Raw genomic sequence first — 19846 nt, forward strand, 5'->3', positions numbered from 1 at the left:
GGCTATCAGTCTTGGTGGGGCTCGTCAGTGCGAGCCGGGGGTCGGTGCGTCGATACCGGTGAGCGGAGCCAGCAGGCCTCGCAGATCGGCGCAGTCGTCCAGTCGGCGACAGGTGTCGGCCAACTGGTCCGCCTCGTCGGTCGACAGCACCCGCAGGGCGTTGTCCCGGAACTTCGCGGTCAATTCTTCGAAGGACAGCGGCCGTGCCGGCCCGCCCCGTGTCGTGAGCACTTCGGCCACGACCTCCCGGCCGTCGGTCAGCCGCGCGGTCAGGACCGCGGGGAATTGCTCTGGGAAGATCTCCGTGCAGCGGGCGTCGACGACGACGTCCACCTTGGCCATGATCTCGCGGCGACGCGGATCGACGGCCAGCTCGTCGGTGTAGTCGTCCAGGCCCGCCCCCAGTCCGCCGCCGCCGAGGAGGCCGATGGCCACCGCGTACGGTCCGCTGAACTGCGCCATGTAGCCGGTCTCCGGCGTGCGCTTGACCTCGATCGGCTCGCCGATGGTGCGCTTGTTCTGCTCGGGAACGCCCAGGATCAGCTCGACGACGTCGTCGACGTCGATGCCCTGCCCACGCAGTGCGGCGGCGGCGTCGACGGCGGCGTGCGTGAAGTGGTTGGCCGGGTACGGCTTGAAGAAGATGCCCGGGACGGCCCACTCGGTGCCGAGTCCGTCGGTGATCTCCGAGGCGTCGAACGTGCCGTGCAGCCACGCCTGGAAGAAGCCGAAGCGGCCCTCCAGGACGGTCGGCGGGCCGGTCAGTCCGAGGCCGACGAGTTCGGCGGCGCTGATCGCAGCGTGCGCGGCCCACCCGCAGTGGATGCGCTTGACGGTGCCGCCGGTGCGGTTGGCCTCGATGATTCCCGAGGCCATCGACGCGGCGACGCCGAGCGTGTCGACGATGCGCTTCTCGTCGGCGCCGTCGAGCAGGGCGGCGGCGACCGAGGCGCCCATCGCACCGCAGATCGACGTGGCGTGCTGGCCGTGCTCGAAGAACGTCGAGTTGCCCGCCTCACGGTCGTAGCCGGCCATGCCGATGCGCACGCACACCTCGAGTCCGACGGCGATCGCGCGGATCACCGCGCGGCCGTCGGCGCCGGCCTGTTCGGCGGCGGCCAGGGCCGCGGGGACCACCGAGGCGCTCGGGTGCAGAACCGACGGGAGGTGGGTGTCGTCGTAGTCGAGGGAGTGCGCGAGCACGCCGTTGACGAACGCGGCCTGCGCGGCCGGCAGCGGCTCGATGACACCGATGCCCGACGTACCGTAGCCGTCCCGGGCCACGCCCTGGCGGCGCGCCCACTCACGGGCGGCGCGGCTGGTCTCCAGCGTGGTGGCGGCGGTCGCGATGCCGAGCGTGTCGAGCACGCGCATCTTGACGCTCTCCACCACGTCGGCGGGCAGTGTCTCGTACGACGTGCCGACCGCGAACTTCGCGAGCTGCTGCGCGAGAGTCAGTTCTGTCATCGGCTGCGCACCGCCAGCGGACGCACCGGCGAGCCGGTGGCGCCGAAGATCGGCATCGGGACGAGGACGAAGGTGAACTCGCCCCAGCCCGCGGCGGCGATCTTCTCCAGGTCGATGGCCTCGATGATGTAGATCCCGCTCTCCACCAGCAGAACGCGGTGTGCGGGCAGCAGGGCGTGGCCCTCGCCCGGCGCGAGGCGCTCGAAAGCGATGGTGTCGGCGCCGGCCGCGTGGATCTTGCGATCGGCGAGCCAGCGGGCCCCGGCCTCACTCACGCCGGGGACGCCGGTCGGGCCGCCGACATACGGTGCGCCGTCGGGGAACTTGCTGCCCCATCCGCTGCGGATCAGGACGACGTCACCTTCGCCGACGGTGACCTTCGCGGCGGCCTCTGCGGCATCCAGGTCGGCGACGGTGATCTCTGTGCCGCCGTCGAGGCACTCGACGCCCTTGAGTCCGGCGACGTCGAGCAGGACGCCACGGCGGATCATCGGCTCGATGGTGTGCACGCCGAGCTCGACGTACTTGCCGCCGACACCGGCTTGCTTGGCGTCGACGTCGCCGTACATCTTGCCGTCGTGCGAGACGTGAGCGAGCGCGTCGATGTGGGTGCCGACGTGGGTGCCCATGGTGATCATGTCGTTGGCGGCGCTGCCGCCGTCGGCGCGCGTCATGTCACCGTGGCGGCGCGGCAGGGTGTGCCAGAACTGCGGGTGGTTCGGCGACTGCGGCATGCCGACCCGCAGCTCGCGTCCCAGGTCTATGACGTCCGTGCCCTGCTGGACGGCGTTGAGCAATGCATCGGTCATCGGATGACCCCACTCTCCTTCAGTTCGGTGATCTGGTCGGCGCTCACACCGACCTCCGTCAGTACTTCATCGGTGTCTTCGCCCAGGTCACGGCCGGTGAACCGGATCTCGCCGGGAGACTTGCTCATCCGCCACATGACGTTGTGCTGCAGCATCGGACCGAGGTCCGCGTCGTCGACCTCGACGAGCATCTGGGTCTCGCGGATGTGCGGGTCCTCGACGATGTCCTTCGCGTCGTACACCGGCCCGATCGCGGCGCCGGCCTCGGTGAACGCGGCTATGACCTCGTCGCGGGTGCGCTGCGCGATCCAGCCGCCGACGTAGTCGTCGAGCATGTCGACGTGCTCGGCGCGGCCACCGCCGGTGGCGAACCACGGCTCGTCGATCACCTCGGGGTGGCCGACGATCTCCATGACGCGCTCGGCGATCCGCTGGGCGCTGGTTGAGACGGCAACCCAGCCGTCGTCGCTGGTGGCGTAGATGTTGCGCGGCGCGTTGTTGGTGGAGCGGTTGCCGTGACGCTGCCCGATCTCGCCGAGTTGCTGGTAGACGGTCGGGCCGGGGCCGACGGCGGCCATGATCGGCTCGAGCAGACTCATATCGACGACCTGGCCCTCGCCGGTCTTGTCGCGGTGGCGCAGCGCCATCGTGACCGCGCTCGACGCGGCGATGCCGCAGATGCTGTCGGCCAGCCCGAACGCCGGGAGCGTCGGCGGGCCGTCGGCCTGGCCGGTGGCCGCCGCGAAACCGCTCATCGCCTCGACGAGGGTGCCGAATCCGGCGCGCGAGGCGTACGGGCCGGTCTGGCCGAAGCCGGTGAGGCGGACCATCACCAGGCCGGGGTTCTCCTCGAGCAGCACGTCGGGACCGAGTCCCCACCGCTCGAAGGTGCCGGGACGGAAGTTCTCGACGATGACGTCAGCGGTGCGGGCGAGCTTGCGGAAGACCTCGCCGCCACGCGGGTCCTTGAGGTCGAGGGCCACGGTGCGCTTGTTGCGGCTGATCTCCTTCCACCAGATCGGCACGCCGTCTTTGCTGCGGCCGTGGCCGCGCATGTTGTCGCCGTCGCGCGGGTGCTCGATCTTGATGACGTCGGCACCGAAGTCGCCGAGGATCTGGCAGGCGAGCGGGCCGGCCAGGATCGTCGAGACGTCGAGAACTCGCACACCGTCTAGCGGTGCAGAAGAAGCCACATCAACTCCGTTCCTTTGGGAGAAACGCTCTGGGTTTACGGACGCGAAAACCGTACCACGCGTTTTGTGACCGGAAGCACCGCCAACGACTAATGGGCCGCTCAACGTTCCGTCGATTCGGATACTGCCAGGACAATCGGCCTATCCTGACTGTTCCCCTGAACGGAACAGCTGCACTATCTTCGCCCGGCCATCGCGCCTCGAGCCCGGCGACTGCAACGCAGACAACTCGCCCTGGCTCGCAACACCGCTCAACCGCAAACGGCTACCTCAGCAGCGGATCCGACATCGCCCACACGGCATCGTCTGACTCGAATGTCAACAGACCCATCGATGTCCTACTTTGGATATGTCGGCGACTGTCGCTCGACGTTGCACGGTTCGGCATCTCTACCTCGAGTCGAGCCGGGAACATTGTTGAAGCACGCGGCGATCGAGGATGTTTTTCTGAAGGAGAGCGAAGAACGACTCCATGGCGGCATTGATCAGCCGGGCATTGGCCCAGTCACGCTGTGAGACTGAGCATTTGCGCCATTTTAGAACGCTTGGGTCGAGAAGCCGAGCCCCCGGCAAGTCACTGCACTCAACCAAAGCGGGGGCACTCCCAGCAGAGTTTGCTGAGAAAGCAAAAGGTCAGGCTGCATTTCTGCAACCTGACCTGTGTGCCGCTTGTGAGCTGAACTGCTCTTTGTGGGCGAAGGGGGACTTGAACCCCCACGTCCCGAAGGACACTGGCACCTGAAGCCAGCGCGTCTGCCATTCCGCCACTCGCCCGTGGCTGCCCCTTCCGGATCTCTCCGAAAAGAACTATGAGACGTTAACACGATTGGTCACCCGGACAGAAATCCGCTGTTCAGCTCACCGGTTGCTGGTTTGGGGCCACCCTCCTCGCAGGTCGAGTAGTGCCTGAACGGTGCGTGCCGGTGGCGGCCCTGTGACTGTATTTAGTATCGCGCCGCGCGACATCCGCTCGATATGACTGCAATATTGGAGGGACGAATATGGGACAGACGAATATGGGACATCTGTGGCGGACGGTGCAGATGTTCTCCCTGGAGTGCCCATGAAACAGATGAGTCGCTATCATCAAAAAGCACGATTGGCACGCCGACACGCTGACAATGCGGAGGGAGGTCGTCGGTGATGGGGATTCTGCAAAGAATCGAACGCAAGCTAGAAGGTGCGGTAGATGACGGCTTCGCCCGGGTCTTCGGCGGCAAAGTAGCACCTCAAGAGGTCGAGAACGCGCTTCAGCGCGAGGCAGAAGACCGTCTCGAAGACCTCGGCGACGGCAGCAAACTCGCACCCAACGCGTACACCCTGGTGGTCAGTTCAACCGACCATCAGGAGATGGCGGCGGAGTACGAGCTGAATCGCAAAACGTTCTCCAAGCACCTCGAGAACTTCATCCGAGACAACGGGTGGCAGACGTATGGCGAAGTGGTTGTCGAGTTTGCCCAGTCACCCACCCTGCACACGGGTCAATTCCGGGCTCGAGGTGCGGTAAACCCCGATGCCCGCCCGATGCCCGTACCCTCACCGGGTGACCAACAGGTAGGCCCGCCCGGGCCGCCCCCGCCCCGTCCGCAGGCAGGGCCGCAACCCGCAGGACCAAACCGAATCCCACCAGTAGGAGCCGTTCCCATGACCAAGAACTCCGGATACGACCAGCGCGGAGGTTACGAACAGGGCTCCTACCCGCCTCCCGGCTACGGTCAGCAGCCGTACCAGCCCGAAGACCAGAGCGCCGATGCCGCGCCTGCGGCATACAGCCGGCAGGACGAGTATGACCAGCAGGGTTACGCCCAGCAGCCCGGATACGACCAGGGCTACCAGCAGGGTGGCTACGAGCAGCAGCCCGCCTACGGCCAGCAGGGCGGCTACGCACAGCCCGGATACGACCAGGGCTACCAGCAGGGCGGCTACGACCAGGGGTACGGCGACCAGCAGGGTTACGCCGCTCCGGATCAGCAGGGCGGCTACGCCGGACAGGGCTACGCGGCACCGCCTGCCGGCTACGCGCCCAGCTCCATCACCTTGCTGCTCGAAGACGGCAGCAACCGCACCTTTCAATTGCGTAACGGTTCCAATGTGATCGGTCGCGGCCAGGACGCCCAGTTCCGGCTCCCGGACACCGGCGTCTCGCGGCGCCACGTAGAAATTCGCTGGGACGGATCGAGCGCATTGCTCAACGACCTGAACTCCACGAACGGCACCACGGTCAACGATGTCCAGGTCAGCAGCTGGGAATTGGCCGACGGCGACCGGATCCGCGTCGGACATTCCGACATTACCGTTCGCTTCCAGTAGACCGCTCACCCGACGGGGCGGGGGCTCCGGCCACCGTTCCCGGCATGACCCGACTCACTTTCTTTGCGTTGGAAACACATCCGAGTAGCTACATAGAGGCCACTGGGCCATAAGATGCACTGGACTTTGATGGCTGGCCCAGGAGGTGAGAAAACGTGCAAGGCATAGTGCTGCAGTTGACGCGTGTCGGTTTCCTGCTGCTCTTGTGGCTGATGATCTGGGCTGTGCTCCGGGTTATCCGCAGCGACGTCTATGCCGCGACGGGCCAACGACCACCGACCAGGTTCGAACGTCGGACCCAGGGCTCACCGGCCCGAGTCAAGGGCGCTGCCCGATATCTCGTGGTCACACACGGTGCGCTGGCCAACACCCGGATCACCCTCGGCACCCAGCCCGTCCTGCTGGGGCGGGCCGACGACTCCACCCTTGTCCTCACCGACGAATACGCCTCCGAGCGTCACGCACGCCTGATCCGCCGTGGTGACGACTGGTACGTCGAGGACCTCGGATCCACCAACGGCACCTATCTCGATCGGTCGAAAGTCACCACCGCCGTGCGGGTGCCCCTGGCAACTCCGGTACGCGTGGGCAAAACCGTGATTGAGTTGCGCCCGTGACATTGGTGTTGCGCTATATCGCGCGGAGCGACCGTGGCCTGGTCCGCGCCAACAACGAAGACTCGGTCTACGCCGGTGCCCGTCTACTCGCCCTGGCCGATGGCATGGGCGGCCACGCGGCCGGTGAGGTGGCCAGCCAACTGGTCATCCAGGCGCTGCGTCCTCTCGACGACGACGAACCCGGCGGAGACCTGCTCGCCAAACTCGACGCCGCCACCCGGCGCGGCAATCAGGCGATCGCCGATCAGGTCGCCGAAGCCCCCGAGCTCGACGGCATGGGGACCACACTGACCGCGATCCTGTTCGCCGGTTCCCGGCTCGGGCTCTGCCATATCGGTGATTCCCGTGGATATCTGTTGCGCGACGGCCAGCTCACCCAGATAACTCGTGACGACACGTTCGTTCAGACCCTCGTCGAAGAAGGCCGGATCACGGCCGAGGAAGCCCACACGCATCCGCAGCGCTCACTGATCATGCGGGCGCTCACCGGCACCGAGGTCGAACCGACGCTGACCGTGCGTGAAGCACGGGCAGGCGATCGCTATCTGCTCTGCAGCGACGGACTGTCCGACGTGGTCAGCGAAGAGACGATCCGCGACACCATGTTGTCGGTCGAGAACCACCGCGACTGCGCCGACCGGCTGATCGAACTCGCCTTGCGAGGCGGCGGTCCGGACAACGTCACCGTGGTCATCGCCGACGTCGTCGATGTCGATTACGGCGAGAGCCGGCCGATCGTCGGTGGCGCGGCCGGTGGCGACGATCAGGAATACGTCCCAGATCCGAGCACCTCGGCCGGGCGGGCGGCAGCGTTGCGGCCACCCGCGCAGACCCCGCGTCGACCCACGATCGGCACACCCGAACCCGAACCCCGGCAGGCACACCCGCGTCGCAAATGGATCCTCGCGGGCGTTGCCGTGGCGATCATCGCCCTGCTGATCGGTGGCCTGTTCGTCGGACGCGCGATCGTCCGGTCGAATTACTACGTGGGCCAATCCGACGGCCAGGTCGTGGTCTATCGCGGGCTACAGGGTTCGGTCCTCGGGATGAGCCTGCACGAGCTGAGCAAGATCACCTGCACCAAGGACATGAACACCGACAACCCCACCGTCACGCTGGCCGACTACGCCAACCAGCCGGCCGACTGCGTGCCGTTGAAGGTCTCCGACCTGACCGGGACCGCACCGGCGTCCCTCGACGGCCGCGACCCGGTGTCGCTCGGGGACGCCGAATCCCAGGTCCGCGACCTGATGGACAACCTGTTGCCGCTGTGCCCGGAAGAACCTTCGGCGTCCACCGAGGCGATCACGCCGCAACCGCAGACACCGGCGCCCCAGCCGGGCACACCCCAGCCCGGTGATTCGACGACATCGACAACCGTTGCTCCGCAATCCGGCACGGCCAGCACGATGCCGCCGCTGTCGACGACACCGGCGCCCCAGCCGGGGAACTGTCGGAGCCGCTGATGTCACAGGCCGCCGTCACTCAGACACCAGCATCGGGGCCCGCCCGGCCCTACACCGGACGCAACTTCGAGCTTGCCCTGCTCGGCCTGTCCACCGTCATCGTCTTCGCCGCGCTGATCCTGGTTCAGGTCGCTCAATCCCAAAGTGTCACTTGGGATATCGCGAAGTACATCGGTGCCTACATGCTGCTCTTCGGGTTTGCGCACCTGGTGGTCCGCCGGTTTGCGCCCTACGCCGATCCGGTGATCCTGCCGCTGGTCGCGACCCTGAACGGGCTGGGCCTGGTGATCATCCACCGCCTCGATCTCGGCACCGGACAGAACGGCGAGACCGCCAGCCCCATCGAGCGCACCCATGACGCCGATCAACAGGTGCTGTGGGCGGTCCTGGGCATCATCGCGTTCGTGGCGGTCCTGATCCTGATCCGCGACCACCGCACGTTGTCGCGGTACAGCTACATCCTCGGTGTCGGAGGCCTGATCTTCCTTGCCATCCCGGCGATCCTGCCGTCGTCGATGTCGGAGATCAACGGCTCGAAGATCTGGATCCGCACACCGCTGTTCAACATTCAGCCCGGTGAGTTCTCGAAGATCCTGATCATCATCTTCACCGCGTCCCTGCTGGTCTCGAAACGCGACCTGTTCACCACCGCGGGTAAACACTTCCTCGGCATGGACCTGCCCCGGGCCCGCGATCTCGGTCCCCTGCTGGCCGCCTGGGTCATCTCCATCGGCGTGCTGGCATTCGAGTCGGATCTGGGAACGTCGCTGCTGATCTTCTCCACGATGCTGGTGATGCTCTATGTGGCGACCGAACGGGTCAGCTGGCTCATCATCGGCGTCAGTCTGTTCGCACTCGGGGCAATCTTCGCCTACCAGTTGTTCTCCCATCTCCAGGTCCGGGTCAGCATCTGGCAGGACCCGTTCAGCGACTTCTACGGGCAGGGCTATCAGGTCGGGCAGGGGTTGTTCGGGCTGGCGACCGGCGGTGTGTTCGGGACCGGTCTGGGTTCTGGCCGCCCGAACATCGTGCCGTTCGCCAACACCGACTTCATCATCGCGACGATCGGTGAAGAGCTCGGGCTGGTCGGACTGGCCGCGATCCTGATGCTCTATCTGATCCTGGTCACCCGCGGACTGCGAACCGGGATCATGGTGCGCGACAGCTTCGGCAAACTCCTCGCCACCGGCTTGGCGTTCACCATCGTGATGCAGGTGTTCGTTGTCGTCGGCGGTGTCACCAAGCTGATCCCACTGACCGGTCTGACCACGCCGTTCATGTCGTATGGTGGTTCCTCGCTGCTGGCGAACTACATCTTGGTGGCGCTACTGCTCCGCGTGTCCAATGCCGCGCGTGAACCCGACCCGACCAAGAAGAAACCGACACCGATCGCAGATGCGCCCACGCAAATGGTGAAACGCCCATGAACATTCCCATCCGTCGCGTGGTGACGGCAGTCATGGTGATCATCCTCGCGCTGCTGATCAACGCCACCTACGTCCAGGTCTTCAAGGCCGACGACCTCCGGGCCGACCCCCGCAACCAGCGGGTCCTGCTCGACGAGTACTCACGCCAGCGGGGCCAGATCACCGCGGGCAACGACGTCATCGCCCAGTCCGTCCCCACCGACGATCGACTGCAGTACCTGCGCACCTACCCGAACCCGTGGGCAGACGCGTACGCGCCCGTCACCGGTTACTACTCGTTCCAGTACGGGAGCTCCGGCCTCGAACAAGCCGAGGACTCGTTCCTCAACGGCAACGACGACCGGCTGTTCGGGCAACGGTTCGCCGACATGTTCTCCGGCCGCGACCCTCGCGGCGGCAACGTGATCACCACCATCAACCCGCGGGCGCAGCAGGTCGCCTACGAACAGATGACGGCCGGCTGCAACGGGGGCTGTCGCGGTGCGGTGGTTGCGCTCGATCCCAGCACCGGCGCGATCCTGGCGATGGTCTCCACCCCCAGTTACAACCCGAACCTGCTGGCCAGCCACGACGCGACCGTGCGGGAAGACGCGTGGGCCGCCTGGAATCCCGCCGACGCCACCGGCTACCAGCCGATGCTCAACCGCGCGCTGAACGAGACCTACCCACCCGGCTCGACCTTCAAGGTGATCACGGCCGCGGCGGCACTGGAGGAGGGCCTCGACGAGAACACCCGGCTGACCGCCGACAACAGCATCGTGCTGCCGCAGACGCAGACCTCGCTCACCAACTACGGCAACCAGACCTGCCCGGCCTCCAGTGGTGGCACCGTCACGATGCACCAGGCGCTGGAGTATTCGTGCAACACGGCATTTGTCGACCTGTCCACCTCGAAGCTGCAGAATCCCGTCGAGACGGTCAAGAAACAGGCCAATGCCTTCGGCGTCGACGCCAAGCTGCCCAACACGCCGCTTCCGGTCGCCGAGTCCACCGTTGGCCCGATCCCGGACCTCGCCGCACTCGGCCAGAGCTCCATCGGCCAGCGCGATGTCCGCTTCACCCCGATCCAAAATGCGATGATCGCGGCAACGATCGCCAACGGTGGAGTTCGCATGCAGCCATATCTCGTGGATAAACTCCAGGCTCCCGACCTCAAGACACTGCACACCACCCGACCGAACGCACTCAACGAACCGATCTCCGCGCAGACAGCTGCCACGCTGACCGCGATGATGGTCGATTCCGAGCGCAACACCACGGGTGCGGGCGGATCGGTGCCGATCGCTTCGAAGACCGGCACAGCCGAACACTCCGACACCCAGGGCGCCGACGAAACCCCGTTCGCCTGGTACATCGCGTTCGGGCCGTCGAGCAATGCCAAGGTCGCGGTTGCGGTGATCGTCGAGAACGGCGATGGAGGACTACAGGCAACGGGCGGCTCCTCGGCCGCTCCAATCGGGCGCGCGGTCATCAACGCGCTCGTAGGTGAGAGGTGACCGCGTGAGTTTGCAAGGTGGGACGACCATCGCCGGCCGTTATCGGCTGATGCGGCTGATCGCAACCGGCGGCATGGGCCAGGTGTGGGAAACCATGGACACCAGGCTGGGCCGCCGCGTCGCCGTGAAGGTCCTCAAGGCTGAGTTCTCCGACGATCCCGAGTTCCTCGAGCGTTTCCGCACCGAGGCCCGCACCACCGCCCAGCTGAATCATCCGGGCATCGCCAACGTCTTCGACTACGGCGAAGCGCAGGACCCGGGTGCCGGATCTGTCGCCTACCTGGTGATGGAACTGGTCAACGGTGAGCCCCTCAACGCGGTGTTGTCGCGGGTCGGGCGCCTGTCGTTGCACAACGCGTTGGACATGCTCGAACAAACCGGCCGGGCTCTCAAGGCCGCGCACGATGCCGGTCTGGTCCATCGCGACGTCAAACCCGGCAACATCCTGATCACCCCGACCGGTCAGGTGAAGATCACCGACTTCGGTATCGCCAAGGCCGTCGACGCCGCCCCGGTCACGCAGACCGGCATGGTCATGGGCACTGCGCAGTACATCTCGCCCGAGCAGGCGCTCGGAGAGGATGCGACCGCAGCATCGGACGTGTACTCGCTCGGAGTCGTCGGCTACGAGGCGATCTCCGGTCGCCGCCCGTTCCTCGGGGACGGCGCCATCACCGTCGCGATGAAACACATCCGCGAAGAAGCGCCGCCGCTACCGACGGATCTGCCTGCCAACGTCCGTGAACTCATCGAGATCACGATGGCCAAGGACCCCCATCAGCGCTACTCCGACGGTGGCGAGTTCGCCAACGCCGTCGCAGCGGTGCGTGCAGGCCGTCGTCCGCCACCTCCCGGCACGGCCGCGGCCGCGGCCCGTCCCGCCACCGCGGCGATGGCTCCGCCTGCCACCACCAGCGCCGTTCGGGCGACCCCACCTCCGAAAGGACCGGCGACGCCGCCTCCCGGGTCGCAGGACGGATGGTCTGGCGGACAAAAGGCGCTGGCCGCTGTCGCGGTGCTGCTGCTCCTCGGAGCGCTCATCGCCGTCGGCTTCCTGTTGATGTCCTCCAACGACGATCCCGACACACCGTCGCCGAGTTCGTCGAGGCCCCGGACAACGACGACCACCACGACGGTGCCGCGGACCACCGAGGAAACAACCACCACGACCACGCGGACCACCACGACAACCACGACGACCACCGAGGACACCACGACCACCACCACGCCGGAGCCGACCACCACGACCACCACGGAACGAAGCCCGATCTTCACGCTGCCGACCATCTCGATCCCCGGGTTGCCTGCCCGTGAGGAGACCGATTCCGGGCCAGACGACGACGCGTCCACGACCACGACCACGGGTCCTGATTCAGGGAACGGTGGTTGATGGCTGTCCCAAGGCAGGTTTCAGAACGCTACGAACTGGGTGAGACGCTCGGTTTCGGTGGCATGTCCGAGGTCCATCTGGCCCGCGACCTGCTGCTGCATCGCGACGTCGCGATCAAGGTCCTGCGCGCCGACCTCGCCCGCGACCCCACGTTCTACCTCCGCTTCCGGCGTGAGGCCCAGAATGCGGCGGCGCTGAATCACCCGACGATCGTGTCGGTGTTCGACACCGGTGAGGCCGAAACGCCCGAGGGGCCATTGCCTTTCATCGTGATGGAGTTCGTCGACGGCGAGACCCTGCGCGACGTGCTGCGGGCCGAAGGTCATGTCAGCCCCCGGCAGGCAATGACCTGGATCGCCGATGTTGCTGCAGCCCTGCACTTTTCGCACCAGAACGGCATCGTCCATCGCGACGTGAAGCCGGCGAACATCATGATCGACAAGTCCGGTGCGGTCAAGGTGATGGACTTCGGCATCGCCCGCGCCATGTCGGACACCGGCAACTCGATGACACAGACGGCTGCGGTCATCGGCACCGCCCAGTACCTGTCGCCCGAACAAGCCCGTGGAGAGAGCGTCGACGCCCGTAGCGACGTGTATTCGCTGGGTTGTGTGCTCTTCGAATTGCTCACCGGAGAGCCCCCGTTCACCGGCGACTCCCCCGTGGCCGTGGCCTATCAACACGTCCGGGAGGATCCGCCCGTCCCGTCGTCGGTGCGCCCGGGTATCCCACCCGAGCTCGACTCGATCGTGCTCAAGGCGATGAGCAAGAACCCGGCGAACCGCTACCAGTCGGCCGCCGAGATGCGTTCGGATCTGATCAAGGTGCTCGCAGGCGGCAAGCCGAGTGCGCCGATGGTGATGAGCGACGAGGACCGTACCGCCCTGATCGACACCGGGCCCCGTGCCCGGGTTGCCCGGGTCGGAGCCGCGGGCTCACCTGGCCGCGGCGATGACGATCCGCCGCCGAAGCGTCACAAGGCCCTTAAATACGCGGCCATGAGCGCACTTGCACTCCTGGCGGTCGTGGCCGTCACGTTGCTGTTGATCCAGCCGTGGGCTTCGGACGAGACGCCACAGATCTCCATTCCACGAGTCACGGAGATGTCCGCGGCCGACGCGCGAGCCGAACTGGAGACGATGGGTTTCCGCGTCAACCAGCGCGATGAACCGAGCGCCACCGTCCCCGAGGGCAATCCGACACGCACCACACCCGGTGAGGGCGTATCGGCCGACAAGGGCTCGACGGTGACGCTGTACGTCTCGGCCGGTCCGCAGCGCCAGCAGGTGCCCGACGTGAGGGGACGCACGCTGGATCTGGCGACCGCTGAACTGAACAATCTCGGATTCGGCAACGTCAGATCGGTCGAGGTCAGTTCCACCGCTGAGCTCAAGGGCAAGGTGGTGGGCACCGACCCGCCGGCACGCAGCACCCAGACGGTCACGACCCTGATCACCATGCAGGTCGGAACCGGGCCCCGCCTGGTCACCGTGCCCGACCTGACCGGCCAGCGACTGCAACAGGCACGGACCAATCTGACGCAACTTCGACTGGAGATCTCACCGATCGAGGCTGATTCCGAACTGCCGCAGGGCACGGTCATCAGTACCTCACCGAATGCCGGCGAAGAGGTGGACGAAGGCAGCATCATCCAGGTGACGGTCAGTCGCGGCAACATGTACGTGGTGCCCGATCTGCGTGGGCGCACTGCCGCCCAGGCAGAGACACAGCTGGCGACGGCCGGATGGGAACGCGGCACCATCACGTCGGTCCCGCGCAACGTCCCGCTCGGCAGTTCCGACGACGGCAAGATTCTCGATCAGACACCGTCACCGGGGACCTTGGCACGCAAGGACGGAGCGATCACGATCACCGTCGGTCGGGCTGCACTGCTGCCCTAGTACCTGGCCGTTCGGCCCCTCGCCGCGCCGGAAGGTGTGACGGGGTGGTACACCCTTCATAAGTGAGATTTGACGCACACGTACCGAACGAAGGGTCCCCGCACCGATGACTAGCCTGTTCCGCGCACCGAAATCCGACCATACCGCCGTGCAGTTGCTGCTTCGCGCCGCCATCGGCGGGACCATGATCGCCCACGGCATCAAGCACGGCCGCAGCCTCGAAGGCACCGCCGGATGGTTCGGATCGATCGGTTTCCGTCAGCCGAAGCTGCAGGCGCAGGCCTCTGCCGTGGTGGAGGTCGGGGCCGGGGCCGCGATCGTCGCCGGAGCCGGGACCCCGCTCGCCGCGGCCGCGGTCGTCGGCACGATGGCGGTCGCCGCCCGTTCGGTGCATCAGCCCAACGGCTTCTTCATCACCTCGGAGGGCTGGGAGTACGTCGCCAACCTCGCAGCCGCCGCGGTCGCCCTTGCCGCCATCGGACCCGGCCGTTTCAGCGTCGACCGCGCCCTGGGTCTGGACAGCAAGCTCAGCACCAACCAGGGTGCCGCCCTGGCTGCGGGTGTGGGACTGGCGGCGGCCGGCGTGCAGCTCGCCGCCTTCCATCGGCCGGTCTCCAAGTAACCACACACCAAAACACCGGGCACCAAAACGCCGGGCACCAAAAACACAGGCCGGCGACCCTCATCGGGTCGTCGGCCTGTGTTGTGTGAGGTGCGCTCAGCGGGTCACGGGCGCGGTCCACATACCCGCCATGGCATCGATCAGATCGGTTCCGAAGTCGTCCCAGCTCGCAGCGTCAGCCGTGTCGTCGGTCGCCAGCTGGAGTTCGCGTTCGGCACACATGTGCGTCATCAGCAGTCGTCCCATCGTGGCGCGCGCGACGCGGATGTCCGCAGGCAGGTGCGCAAGCGTCGCCCCGAAGCCCTGCACCATCGGAGTCAACGACGGGGACACCCGTTCGGTCTGCTGATAAGCCAGCATCCGCAGGGACGGATCGGTCTGGACCTGCGCATTGAACCGGGCGTACCAGCTCGGCGTGCCGAGCTCGGCCATGTGCTGCGTCGACGGCCGTACGAGACACGAGATCCACGCGCGGATGTCGGTGGAACCCTCGGTTTCCTCGAGCAGCTTCGCGCGGGACTCCTCGATCTGCAGGGAGTGTTTGTTGACGATCGCCAGGACCAGATCGGTCTTGGTGCCGAAGTGGTATCCCACTGCCGCGTTGTTGCCTTGTCCCGCGGCCTCGCTCACCTGGCGATTCGAAATCGCAAAGACGCCCTCTTCGGCAAAGAGTCGTTCGGCAGCGGTGAGGATGAGCTCGCGCGTCGCCACCGCACGCGTCGATTTTGATCCAGCCGTCGCAGTCATCGACTCACTTCCGCGTTGTGATTCAGGCCAGGGCCTATGGGATGAGCCCTGTTCCTGACGCCATTCAACCGTCATTCGGCCACATGGTCAATCAGTTGATTTAGCAACGGCTTGCAATGTTCCCGATATTTGATCCCGATGACATGGGTCACCTCCACCCCCGGTCAGTTGACTGAACCACAATCAGGATCTAGTTTTGGATAAGTCAATTGACTGATTGATGCTCTCGAAAGCACGCCTGATGGAGTCTGCCGATGTCGTCCGCCGAAAACTCAGGCTCTGACCAGCGCATCGACACCAACCCGACGGCCATCGTCGCGGTCCTGGCATTCTCCGGTGTGGTCGCCGCCCTGACCCACACCATGATCATTCCGATCATTCCCCTATTGCCCGGGCTACTCGACGCGTCGGCGTCCAACACCGCCTGGGCGATCACCGCCACCCTGCTTGCGGCCAGTGTCTCCGTCCCGATGATGGGCCGCCTCGGCGACATGTTCGGCAAACGCCGCATATTGTTGGTCTGCTTCTCGCTACTCATCGCCGGTTCGATGGTCTGCGCACTGGCCTCCGACATCGTCACCCTCATCGTCGGCCGGTCGCTGCAGGGCATGGCCGCCGGTGTCATCCCCCTGGGCATCAGTGTCATGCGCGACATGCTGCCTGCCAAGAAGCTGCCCGGCGCCGTCGCGACCATGAGTTCCTCACTCGGTGTCGGCGGTGCGCTGGGCCTACCTGTTTCGGCCCTGATCGCCGAGTTCTCCAACTGGCACGTTCTGTTCTGGGCGTCGGCCGCAATGGGCATCATCGCCACCGTGCTGGTGATTGTTGTTGTGCCCGAATCGAATTTGCGGAGCGGAGGTAGCTTCGACTTCGGTGGGGCACTGTCACTGTCGGTCGCGATGGTCTCGATGCTGCTCGCGATCTCCAAGGGCGCCGACTGGGGCTGGACCTCTTCGACGACAATCGGTTTGGCGATCCTGGCCGCAGTGTTCTTCGTCATCTGGGCCTGGTGGGAACTACGGGTGTCGCAACCGCTGGTCGACCTGCGGGTCAGTGTCCGACCCCAGGTGCTCTTCACCAACATGGCCTCCATCGTTCTCGGGTTCGCCATGTTCTCGATGAGTCTGGTGTTCCCCCAGGTCTTACAGTTGCCAACCGCCACCGGCTACGGCCTCGGGCAGTCGATGCTGGTCGCCGGAGTCGTGATGGCACCCTCCGGACTGATGATGATGCTGGTCTCGCCGCTGTCCGCGCACATCACGACAACCCGAGGTCCCAAGACCACGTTGATGTTCGGCGCGATCGCCGTGGCAATCGCCTACGGAATCGGCGTGATGTTCATGCACTCGATCTGGCAGATGGTGCTCATCTCGATCATCGTCGGCTTCGGCATCGGTTTGGCCTACGGCGCCATGCCTGCTCTGATCATGGGTGCGGTACCGGCGACCGAAACCGGTGCCGCCAACAGTTTCAACACGTTGATGCGCTCTGTCGGAACATCTTTCGCCAGTGCCATCGCCGGGGTGATCCTGGCGCAGATGACGATGTCGTTGGGTTCGACGACCGTTCCCACCGAAAGCGCGTTCCGCATCGTCATGGCCTGCGGCGCCGTGGCATCGCTGCTTTCCTTCGGAATCGCCTGGTTCATCCCAAAGTTCAGCATTTCCGCTGCCCAGCTCGAGGTGAACACGGCAGGCGAGAACAGCGAATCGCTCTCTTCGACTCGTTGAAGGATGCACGGCCTTCGACCGGGGACCCGGGGATCAGGCAGGCGTCCGCCCCGATTTCTCGGCACCCATCCCCGAGAACCCGACCGAGTAGCCACCGTCGGCCGGCATCAGGACACCGGTGACATACGAAGAAGCGTCGCTGGCGAAAAACAATGCTGCCGAGGCTATTTCCTCGGGCATACCCCACCGATCCATCGGGATACCCGGCACCCGCGTGGCTCCCGGAGGTGGCACCGGATGCTCCTTGGACATGGCGACCAAGCCCGTCCACACCGTCCCCGGGCACACCGCATTGACCCGGATGTTGTTGTCCACGTAGTCGAGGGCCCCGGTTTTGGTCAGCTGATTGACGCCTGCCTTGGCCGCCCCGTAGACACCGTGATGTTTGAAGCCCACCATGGCCGTCATCGAAGAGATGTTCACGATGGATCCGCCGCCGGACTCGAGCATCGACAGAACCCCGTATTTCATGCACAGGAACACCCCCCGCAAATTCACATCGTGAACGCGGTCCCAGTCCTCGGTGCTCTGCAGGTGCAGGGGCATCATCGTGCCGCCGAAGCCCGCGTTGTTGACCAGGATGTCGACCCGCCCGAACGATTCTTCCGCGGTCGCGATCATGCGCTGGACATCCTCCTCCTTGCTGATATCCGCCTGGACGCCGACCGCACCCTCGCCGATCTCCTCGGCAACGTCGAGAGCGCGTCCGGTTATGCTCGCGCACAACACCTTCGCCCCCTCTGCGGCGAACCGGTGCGCGATCGACTTCCCGATCCCGGAGCCTGCCCCGGTGACGACGGCGACCTTGTCTTTCAGTTGCATGTTCAGTTCCTCTGTACGTCGTGGCCTCTGGGGGTGCCGTGGCTGCTCAGGTGATCGGCTCGGTTCCGGCAAGGGTGGTCCGATGCATCCGGCGCGCTTCGGTCCGGTCGAAAGGACAGGCTCGATGCAGCAGGCCGAGGTTGTCCCACAGGACCATGTCGCCCACCTGCCACTCGTGCCGCAACACCCGATCCGGCGAGGTGGCGCGCTTCTCCAGATCGGCAAGCAGTGCGCGGCCCTCGTCGAAGTCCATTCCAACGACGTGAGAGGCGCTGTGCCCGAAGACCAATGACCGCCGCCCGGACCGGTGTTCCCACACCAGCGGATGTTCACGTTCGGGCCACGTGGCCCAGTCCTCGAGCTGTTCCGGTGTCGGGTCCGGGTAACTGCGTCGCTGTATCGCCTCGAACGTATGCAATACCCGCAGGTCTGCATATCGTTCCTTCTCTTCGTCGGTCAGCACGTCATAGGCCGCGTACGTGCTGCTGAACTCTGTCTCACCGCCGTCGCTCGCGAGCACATGCGCAGTCAGGGCCACGGCTTTCGCAGGCGTCTCGTCCATCGAACCGTCGAAATGCCAATGGTCGTTGCTCGAGAAGTAACGCACATTCGGATTCGACGGCTCGAAACTGATCTCCATGACGTCCGGATTCGGATAAGCGGGAAATTGCACCACATCACCGAGTTTCCGGCAGAACTCAACCTGCACCTCGTCGTCGATGGGCAGACCTCGCAGCAGCAGAACGCCGTGTTCTTCCAGCGCGGCCAGGCATGCCGTTGGCAATTCGTCGTCGTGGCGCAGGCGGTCGATATCGACGTCGAGCAGCTCGGCGCCTACGACATCGGTCAGTTTGCGGGTGGTGAGTGTGGCCATCGCGCTCTCCTTTTCATCATTGCGGCAGCAAATCCGCCGGTCATGAATGGATGTGTATGCAATGTAGGTCTTCCTCATAACTATTTCAATCCTTGCTAGGATTGAGATTGAGCGTGTATGCAATAAGGACACCGATTGCCTGTCGGCAACTCAGGGCCCCACCACTCGAGGGAGATCGCTCATGGTCGATGCGTTGGGTTGGCGACTGAAATTAGGAGTCGTCACACCTTCGGTGAATACCGTCGTTCAGCCCGAATACGACGACATGCGGCCTACAGGTGTCACCAACCACATCGGGCGCATCCACATCCCCGACCGGGTCACCAGCAACGACGACGATTTCGAACTGTTGGTTCGCGACATCGATCGCGGACTCGATGATGCCGTCGAGCGGGTCCTGACCTGTGAGCCGGACTGCATCGTCCTCGGCGTCTCGATCGAGGCGGTGTACGGCGACCCCAAAGCGGGTGCCGGTATCCAGCAACGACTTCGAGCAAAGTTCGGCGAAGACCTGCGACTCGTCCATGCCGGCGACGCGATACCGGCCGCTCTGCGCGCACTCGGTGTGAGTGACGGGCCGGTCGCACTGCTCACGCCGTACCAACCTGTCTCCGAGGGGCACCTGCGGACGTTCGTCGAGAACTGCGGCTACCAGCTACACGACGCCATCCACCTGCGCGCCCCCAGCGCAGTGCAGATCGCGCACACCACAAGGGAAACCGTGCAGGAGGGATTCGACCGCCTCTCGAAGAGCCGGCCGCGTGCCATCGTCCAGTTCGGGGCCAACATGTGTGCCGGAGCAATCGCGGCCGACGCCGAACAGCGGCTCGGCCTCCCGGTGATCGCGGTCAATACCGCCACCTACTGGCATGCCCTGCGCACCAACGGAATCCCTGACCAGATCGAGGGCTTCGGCCAGCTGCTGGCGCAGCACTGACCGCACGTTCATCACCGATGGCCAGGTATTGGAGCCAC

The 19846-nt window shown here is 65.3% G+C and carries 16 protein-coding genes and 1 tRNA gene; 10 read left to right on the forward strand and 7 right to left on the reverse strand.

Going from position 1 to position 19846, the window contains the following annotated elements; translation table 11 throughout:
* Positions 1-24: 24 nt before the first annotated feature.
* The 4 genes from AC56PL_RS11595 to AC56PL_RS11610 all read right to left on the reverse strand — a co-directional run bounded on the left by AC56PL_RS11595 (position 25) and on the right by AC56PL_RS11610 (position 4243).
* Positions 25-1467 (reverse strand): MmgE/PrpD family protein, encoded by a 1443-nt coding sequence (locus AC56PL_RS11595; RefSeq protein ID WP_497153915.1) that lies wholly within the window; start codon positions 1465-1467, stop codon positions 25-27.
* Complete coding sequence (locus AC56PL_RS11600; protein ID WP_495513839.1) at positions 1464-2276, reverse strand: cyclase family protein; 813 nt, start codon at positions 2274-2276, stop codon at positions 1464-1466. Before AC56PL_RS11600 ends, AC56PL_RS11595 begins: the two co-directional genes overlap by 4 nt.
* Positions 2273-3469, reverse strand: a complete 1197-nt coding sequence (locus tag AC56PL_RS11605) for a CoA transferase (RefSeq protein ID WP_495513840.1) — start codon at positions 3467-3469, stop codon at positions 2273-2275. The genes AC56PL_RS11600 and AC56PL_RS11605 overlap by 4 nt, the downstream gene beginning before the upstream one ends.
* 691 nt (positions 3470-4160) lie before the next feature.
* Positions 4161-4243: transfer RNA gene (locus tag AC56PL_RS11610), tRNA-Leu, on the reverse strand.
* Positions 4244-4612: 369 nt separating this feature from the next.
* Here AC56PL_RS11610 and AC56PL_RS11615 point away from each other — a divergent pair.
* The 8 genes from AC56PL_RS11615 to AC56PL_RS11650 all read left to right on the forward strand — a co-directional run bounded on the left by AC56PL_RS11615 (position 4613) and on the right by AC56PL_RS11650 (position 14698).
* Positions 4613-5779 carry an FhaA domain-containing protein gene (locus AC56PL_RS11615; RefSeq protein ID WP_497153916.1) on the forward strand — a complete coding sequence of 389 codons (1167 nt, stop codon included), beginning with the start codon at positions 4613-4615 and terminating at the stop codon, positions 5777-5779.
* Positions 5780-5934: 155 nt separating this feature from the next.
* Complete coding sequence (locus AC56PL_RS11620) at positions 5935-6396, forward strand: FHA domain-containing protein FhaB/FipA (protein ID WP_495513842.1); 462 nt, start codon at positions 5935-5937, stop codon at positions 6394-6396.
* The gene (locus tag AC56PL_RS11625; RefSeq protein WP_497153917.1) at positions 6393-7862 is read left to right on the forward strand and encodes a PP2C family protein-serine/threonine phosphatase; all 1470 of its coding nucleotides are present in this window, start codon (positions 6393-6395) and stop codon (positions 7860-7862) included. Before AC56PL_RS11620 ends, AC56PL_RS11625 begins: the two co-directional genes overlap by 4 nt.
* Complete coding sequence (locus AC56PL_RS11630) at positions 7862-9289, forward strand: FtsW/RodA/SpoVE family cell cycle protein (protein ID WP_497153918.1); 1428 nt, start codon at positions 7862-7864, stop codon at positions 9287-9289. The genes AC56PL_RS11625 and AC56PL_RS11630 overlap by 1 nt, the downstream gene beginning before the upstream one ends.
* Positions 9286-10785: a penicillin-binding transpeptidase domain-containing protein gene (locus AC56PL_RS11635; protein ID WP_495513845.1), complete on the forward strand. Its 1500-nt coding sequence runs from the start codon at positions 9286-9288 to the stop codon at positions 10783-10785. The genes AC56PL_RS11630 and AC56PL_RS11635 overlap by 4 nt, the downstream gene beginning before the upstream one ends.
* Positions 10786-10789: 4 nt before the next feature.
* Positions 10790-12175: a protein kinase domain-containing protein gene (locus tag AC56PL_RS11640; protein ID WP_497153919.1), complete on the forward strand. Its 1386-nt coding sequence runs from the start codon at positions 10790-10792 to the stop codon at positions 12173-12175.
* Positions 12175-14076 carry a Stk1 family PASTA domain-containing Ser/Thr kinase gene (pknB, locus tag AC56PL_RS11645; RefSeq protein ID WP_495513847.1) on the forward strand — a complete coding sequence of 634 codons (1902 nt, stop codon included), beginning with the start codon at positions 12175-12177 and terminating at the stop codon, positions 14074-14076. The genes AC56PL_RS11640 and pknB overlap by 1 nt, the downstream gene beginning before the upstream one ends.
* Positions 14077-14182: 106 nt before the next feature.
* The gene (locus tag AC56PL_RS11650; RefSeq protein ID WP_482136564.1) at positions 14183-14698 is read left to right on the forward strand and encodes a DoxX family protein; all 516 of its coding nucleotides are present in this window, start codon (positions 14183-14185) and stop codon (positions 14696-14698) included.
* Positions 14699-14794: 96 nt separating this feature from the next.
* On the opposite strand, the gene AC56PL_RS11655 is transcribed toward AC56PL_RS11650, so the two are convergent.
* Positions 14795-15445 (reverse strand): TetR/AcrR family transcriptional regulator, encoded by a 651-nt coding sequence (locus tag AC56PL_RS11655; protein ID WP_497153920.1) that lies wholly within the window; start codon positions 15443-15445, stop codon positions 14795-14797.
* Between the two features lie 254 nt (positions 15446-15699).
* Here AC56PL_RS11655 and AC56PL_RS11660 point away from each other — a divergent pair, with 254 nt between their 5' ends.
* Entirely contained in the window at positions 15700-17175 is a 1476-nt protein-coding gene (locus AC56PL_RS11660; RefSeq protein WP_497153921.1) for an MFS transporter, read from the forward strand.
* Between the two features lie 33 nt (positions 17176-17208).
* Here AC56PL_RS11660 and AC56PL_RS11665 read toward each other — a convergent pair whose 3' ends face one another.
* Both AC56PL_RS11665 and AC56PL_RS11670 read right to left on the reverse strand, forming a co-directional pair.
* Complete coding sequence (locus AC56PL_RS11665) at positions 17209-17997, reverse strand: glucose 1-dehydrogenase (protein WP_495513850.1); 789 nt, start codon at positions 17995-17997, stop codon at positions 17209-17211.
* A gap of 46 nt (positions 17998-18043) precedes the next feature.
* Positions 18044-18871 (reverse strand): TauD/TfdA dioxygenase family protein, encoded by an 828-nt coding sequence (locus AC56PL_RS11670; protein WP_497153922.1) that lies wholly within the window; start codon positions 18869-18871, stop codon positions 18044-18046.
* A gap of 232 nt (positions 18872-19103) precedes the next feature.
* On the opposite strand from AC56PL_RS11670, the gene AC56PL_RS11675 reads away from it, so the two are divergent.
* A complete protein-coding gene (locus AC56PL_RS11675) occupies positions 19104-19808 on the forward strand; it encodes a maleate cis-trans isomerase family protein (protein ID WP_497153923.1) in 705 nt (234 codons plus the stop codon).
* The last annotated feature ends 38 nt before the right edge of the window (positions 19809-19846 follow it).

The organism is Williamsia sp. Y721 (genome assembly GCF_059683565.1).

Excerpts from the sequence above, each read along its gene's own strand:
- AC56PL_RS11650 (WP_482136564.1), top strand. The coding sequence starts at position 14,183 with ATGACTAGCCTGTTCCGCGCACCGAAATCCGACCATACCGCCGTGCAG.
- AC56PL_RS11630 (WP_497153918.1), top strand. The coding sequence starts at position 7,862 with ATGTCACAGGCCGCCGTCACTCAGACACCAGCATCGGGGCCCGCCCGG.
- AC56PL_RS11635 (WP_495513845.1), top strand. The coding sequence starts at position 9,286 with ATGAACATTCCCATCCGTCGCGTGGTGACGGCAGTCATGGTGATCATC.
- AC56PL_RS11600 (WP_495513839.1), bottom strand. The coding sequence starts at position 2,276 with ATGACCGATGCATTGCTCAACGCCGTCCAGCAGGGCACGGACGTCATA.
- AC56PL_RS11655 (WP_497153920.1), bottom strand. The coding sequence starts at position 15,445 with ATGACTGCGACGGCTGGATCAAAATCGACGCGTGCGGTGGCGACGCGC.
- AC56PL_RS11670 (WP_497153922.1), bottom strand. The coding sequence starts at position 18,871 with ATGGCCACACTCACCACCCGCAAACTGACCGATGTCGTAGGCGCCGAG.
- AC56PL_RS11665 (WP_495513850.1), bottom strand. The coding sequence starts at position 17,997 with ATGCAACTGAAAGACAAGGTCGCCGTCGTCACCGGGGCAGGCTCCGGG.
- AC56PL_RS11615 (WP_497153916.1), top strand. The coding sequence starts at position 4,613 with ATGGGGATTCTGCAAAGAATCGAACGCAAGCTAGAAGGTGCGGTAGAT.
- AC56PL_RS11660 (WP_497153921.1), top strand. The coding sequence starts at position 15,700 with ATGTCGTCCGCCGAAAACTCAGGCTCTGACCAGCGCATCGACACCAAC.
- pknB (WP_495513847.1), top strand. The coding sequence starts at position 12,175 with ATGGCTGTCCCAAGGCAGGTTTCAGAACGCTACGAACTGGGTGAGACG.
- AC56PL_RS11595 (WP_497153915.1), bottom strand. The coding sequence starts at position 1,467 with ATGACAGAACTGACTCTCGCGCAGCAGCTCGCGAAGTTCGCGGTCGGC.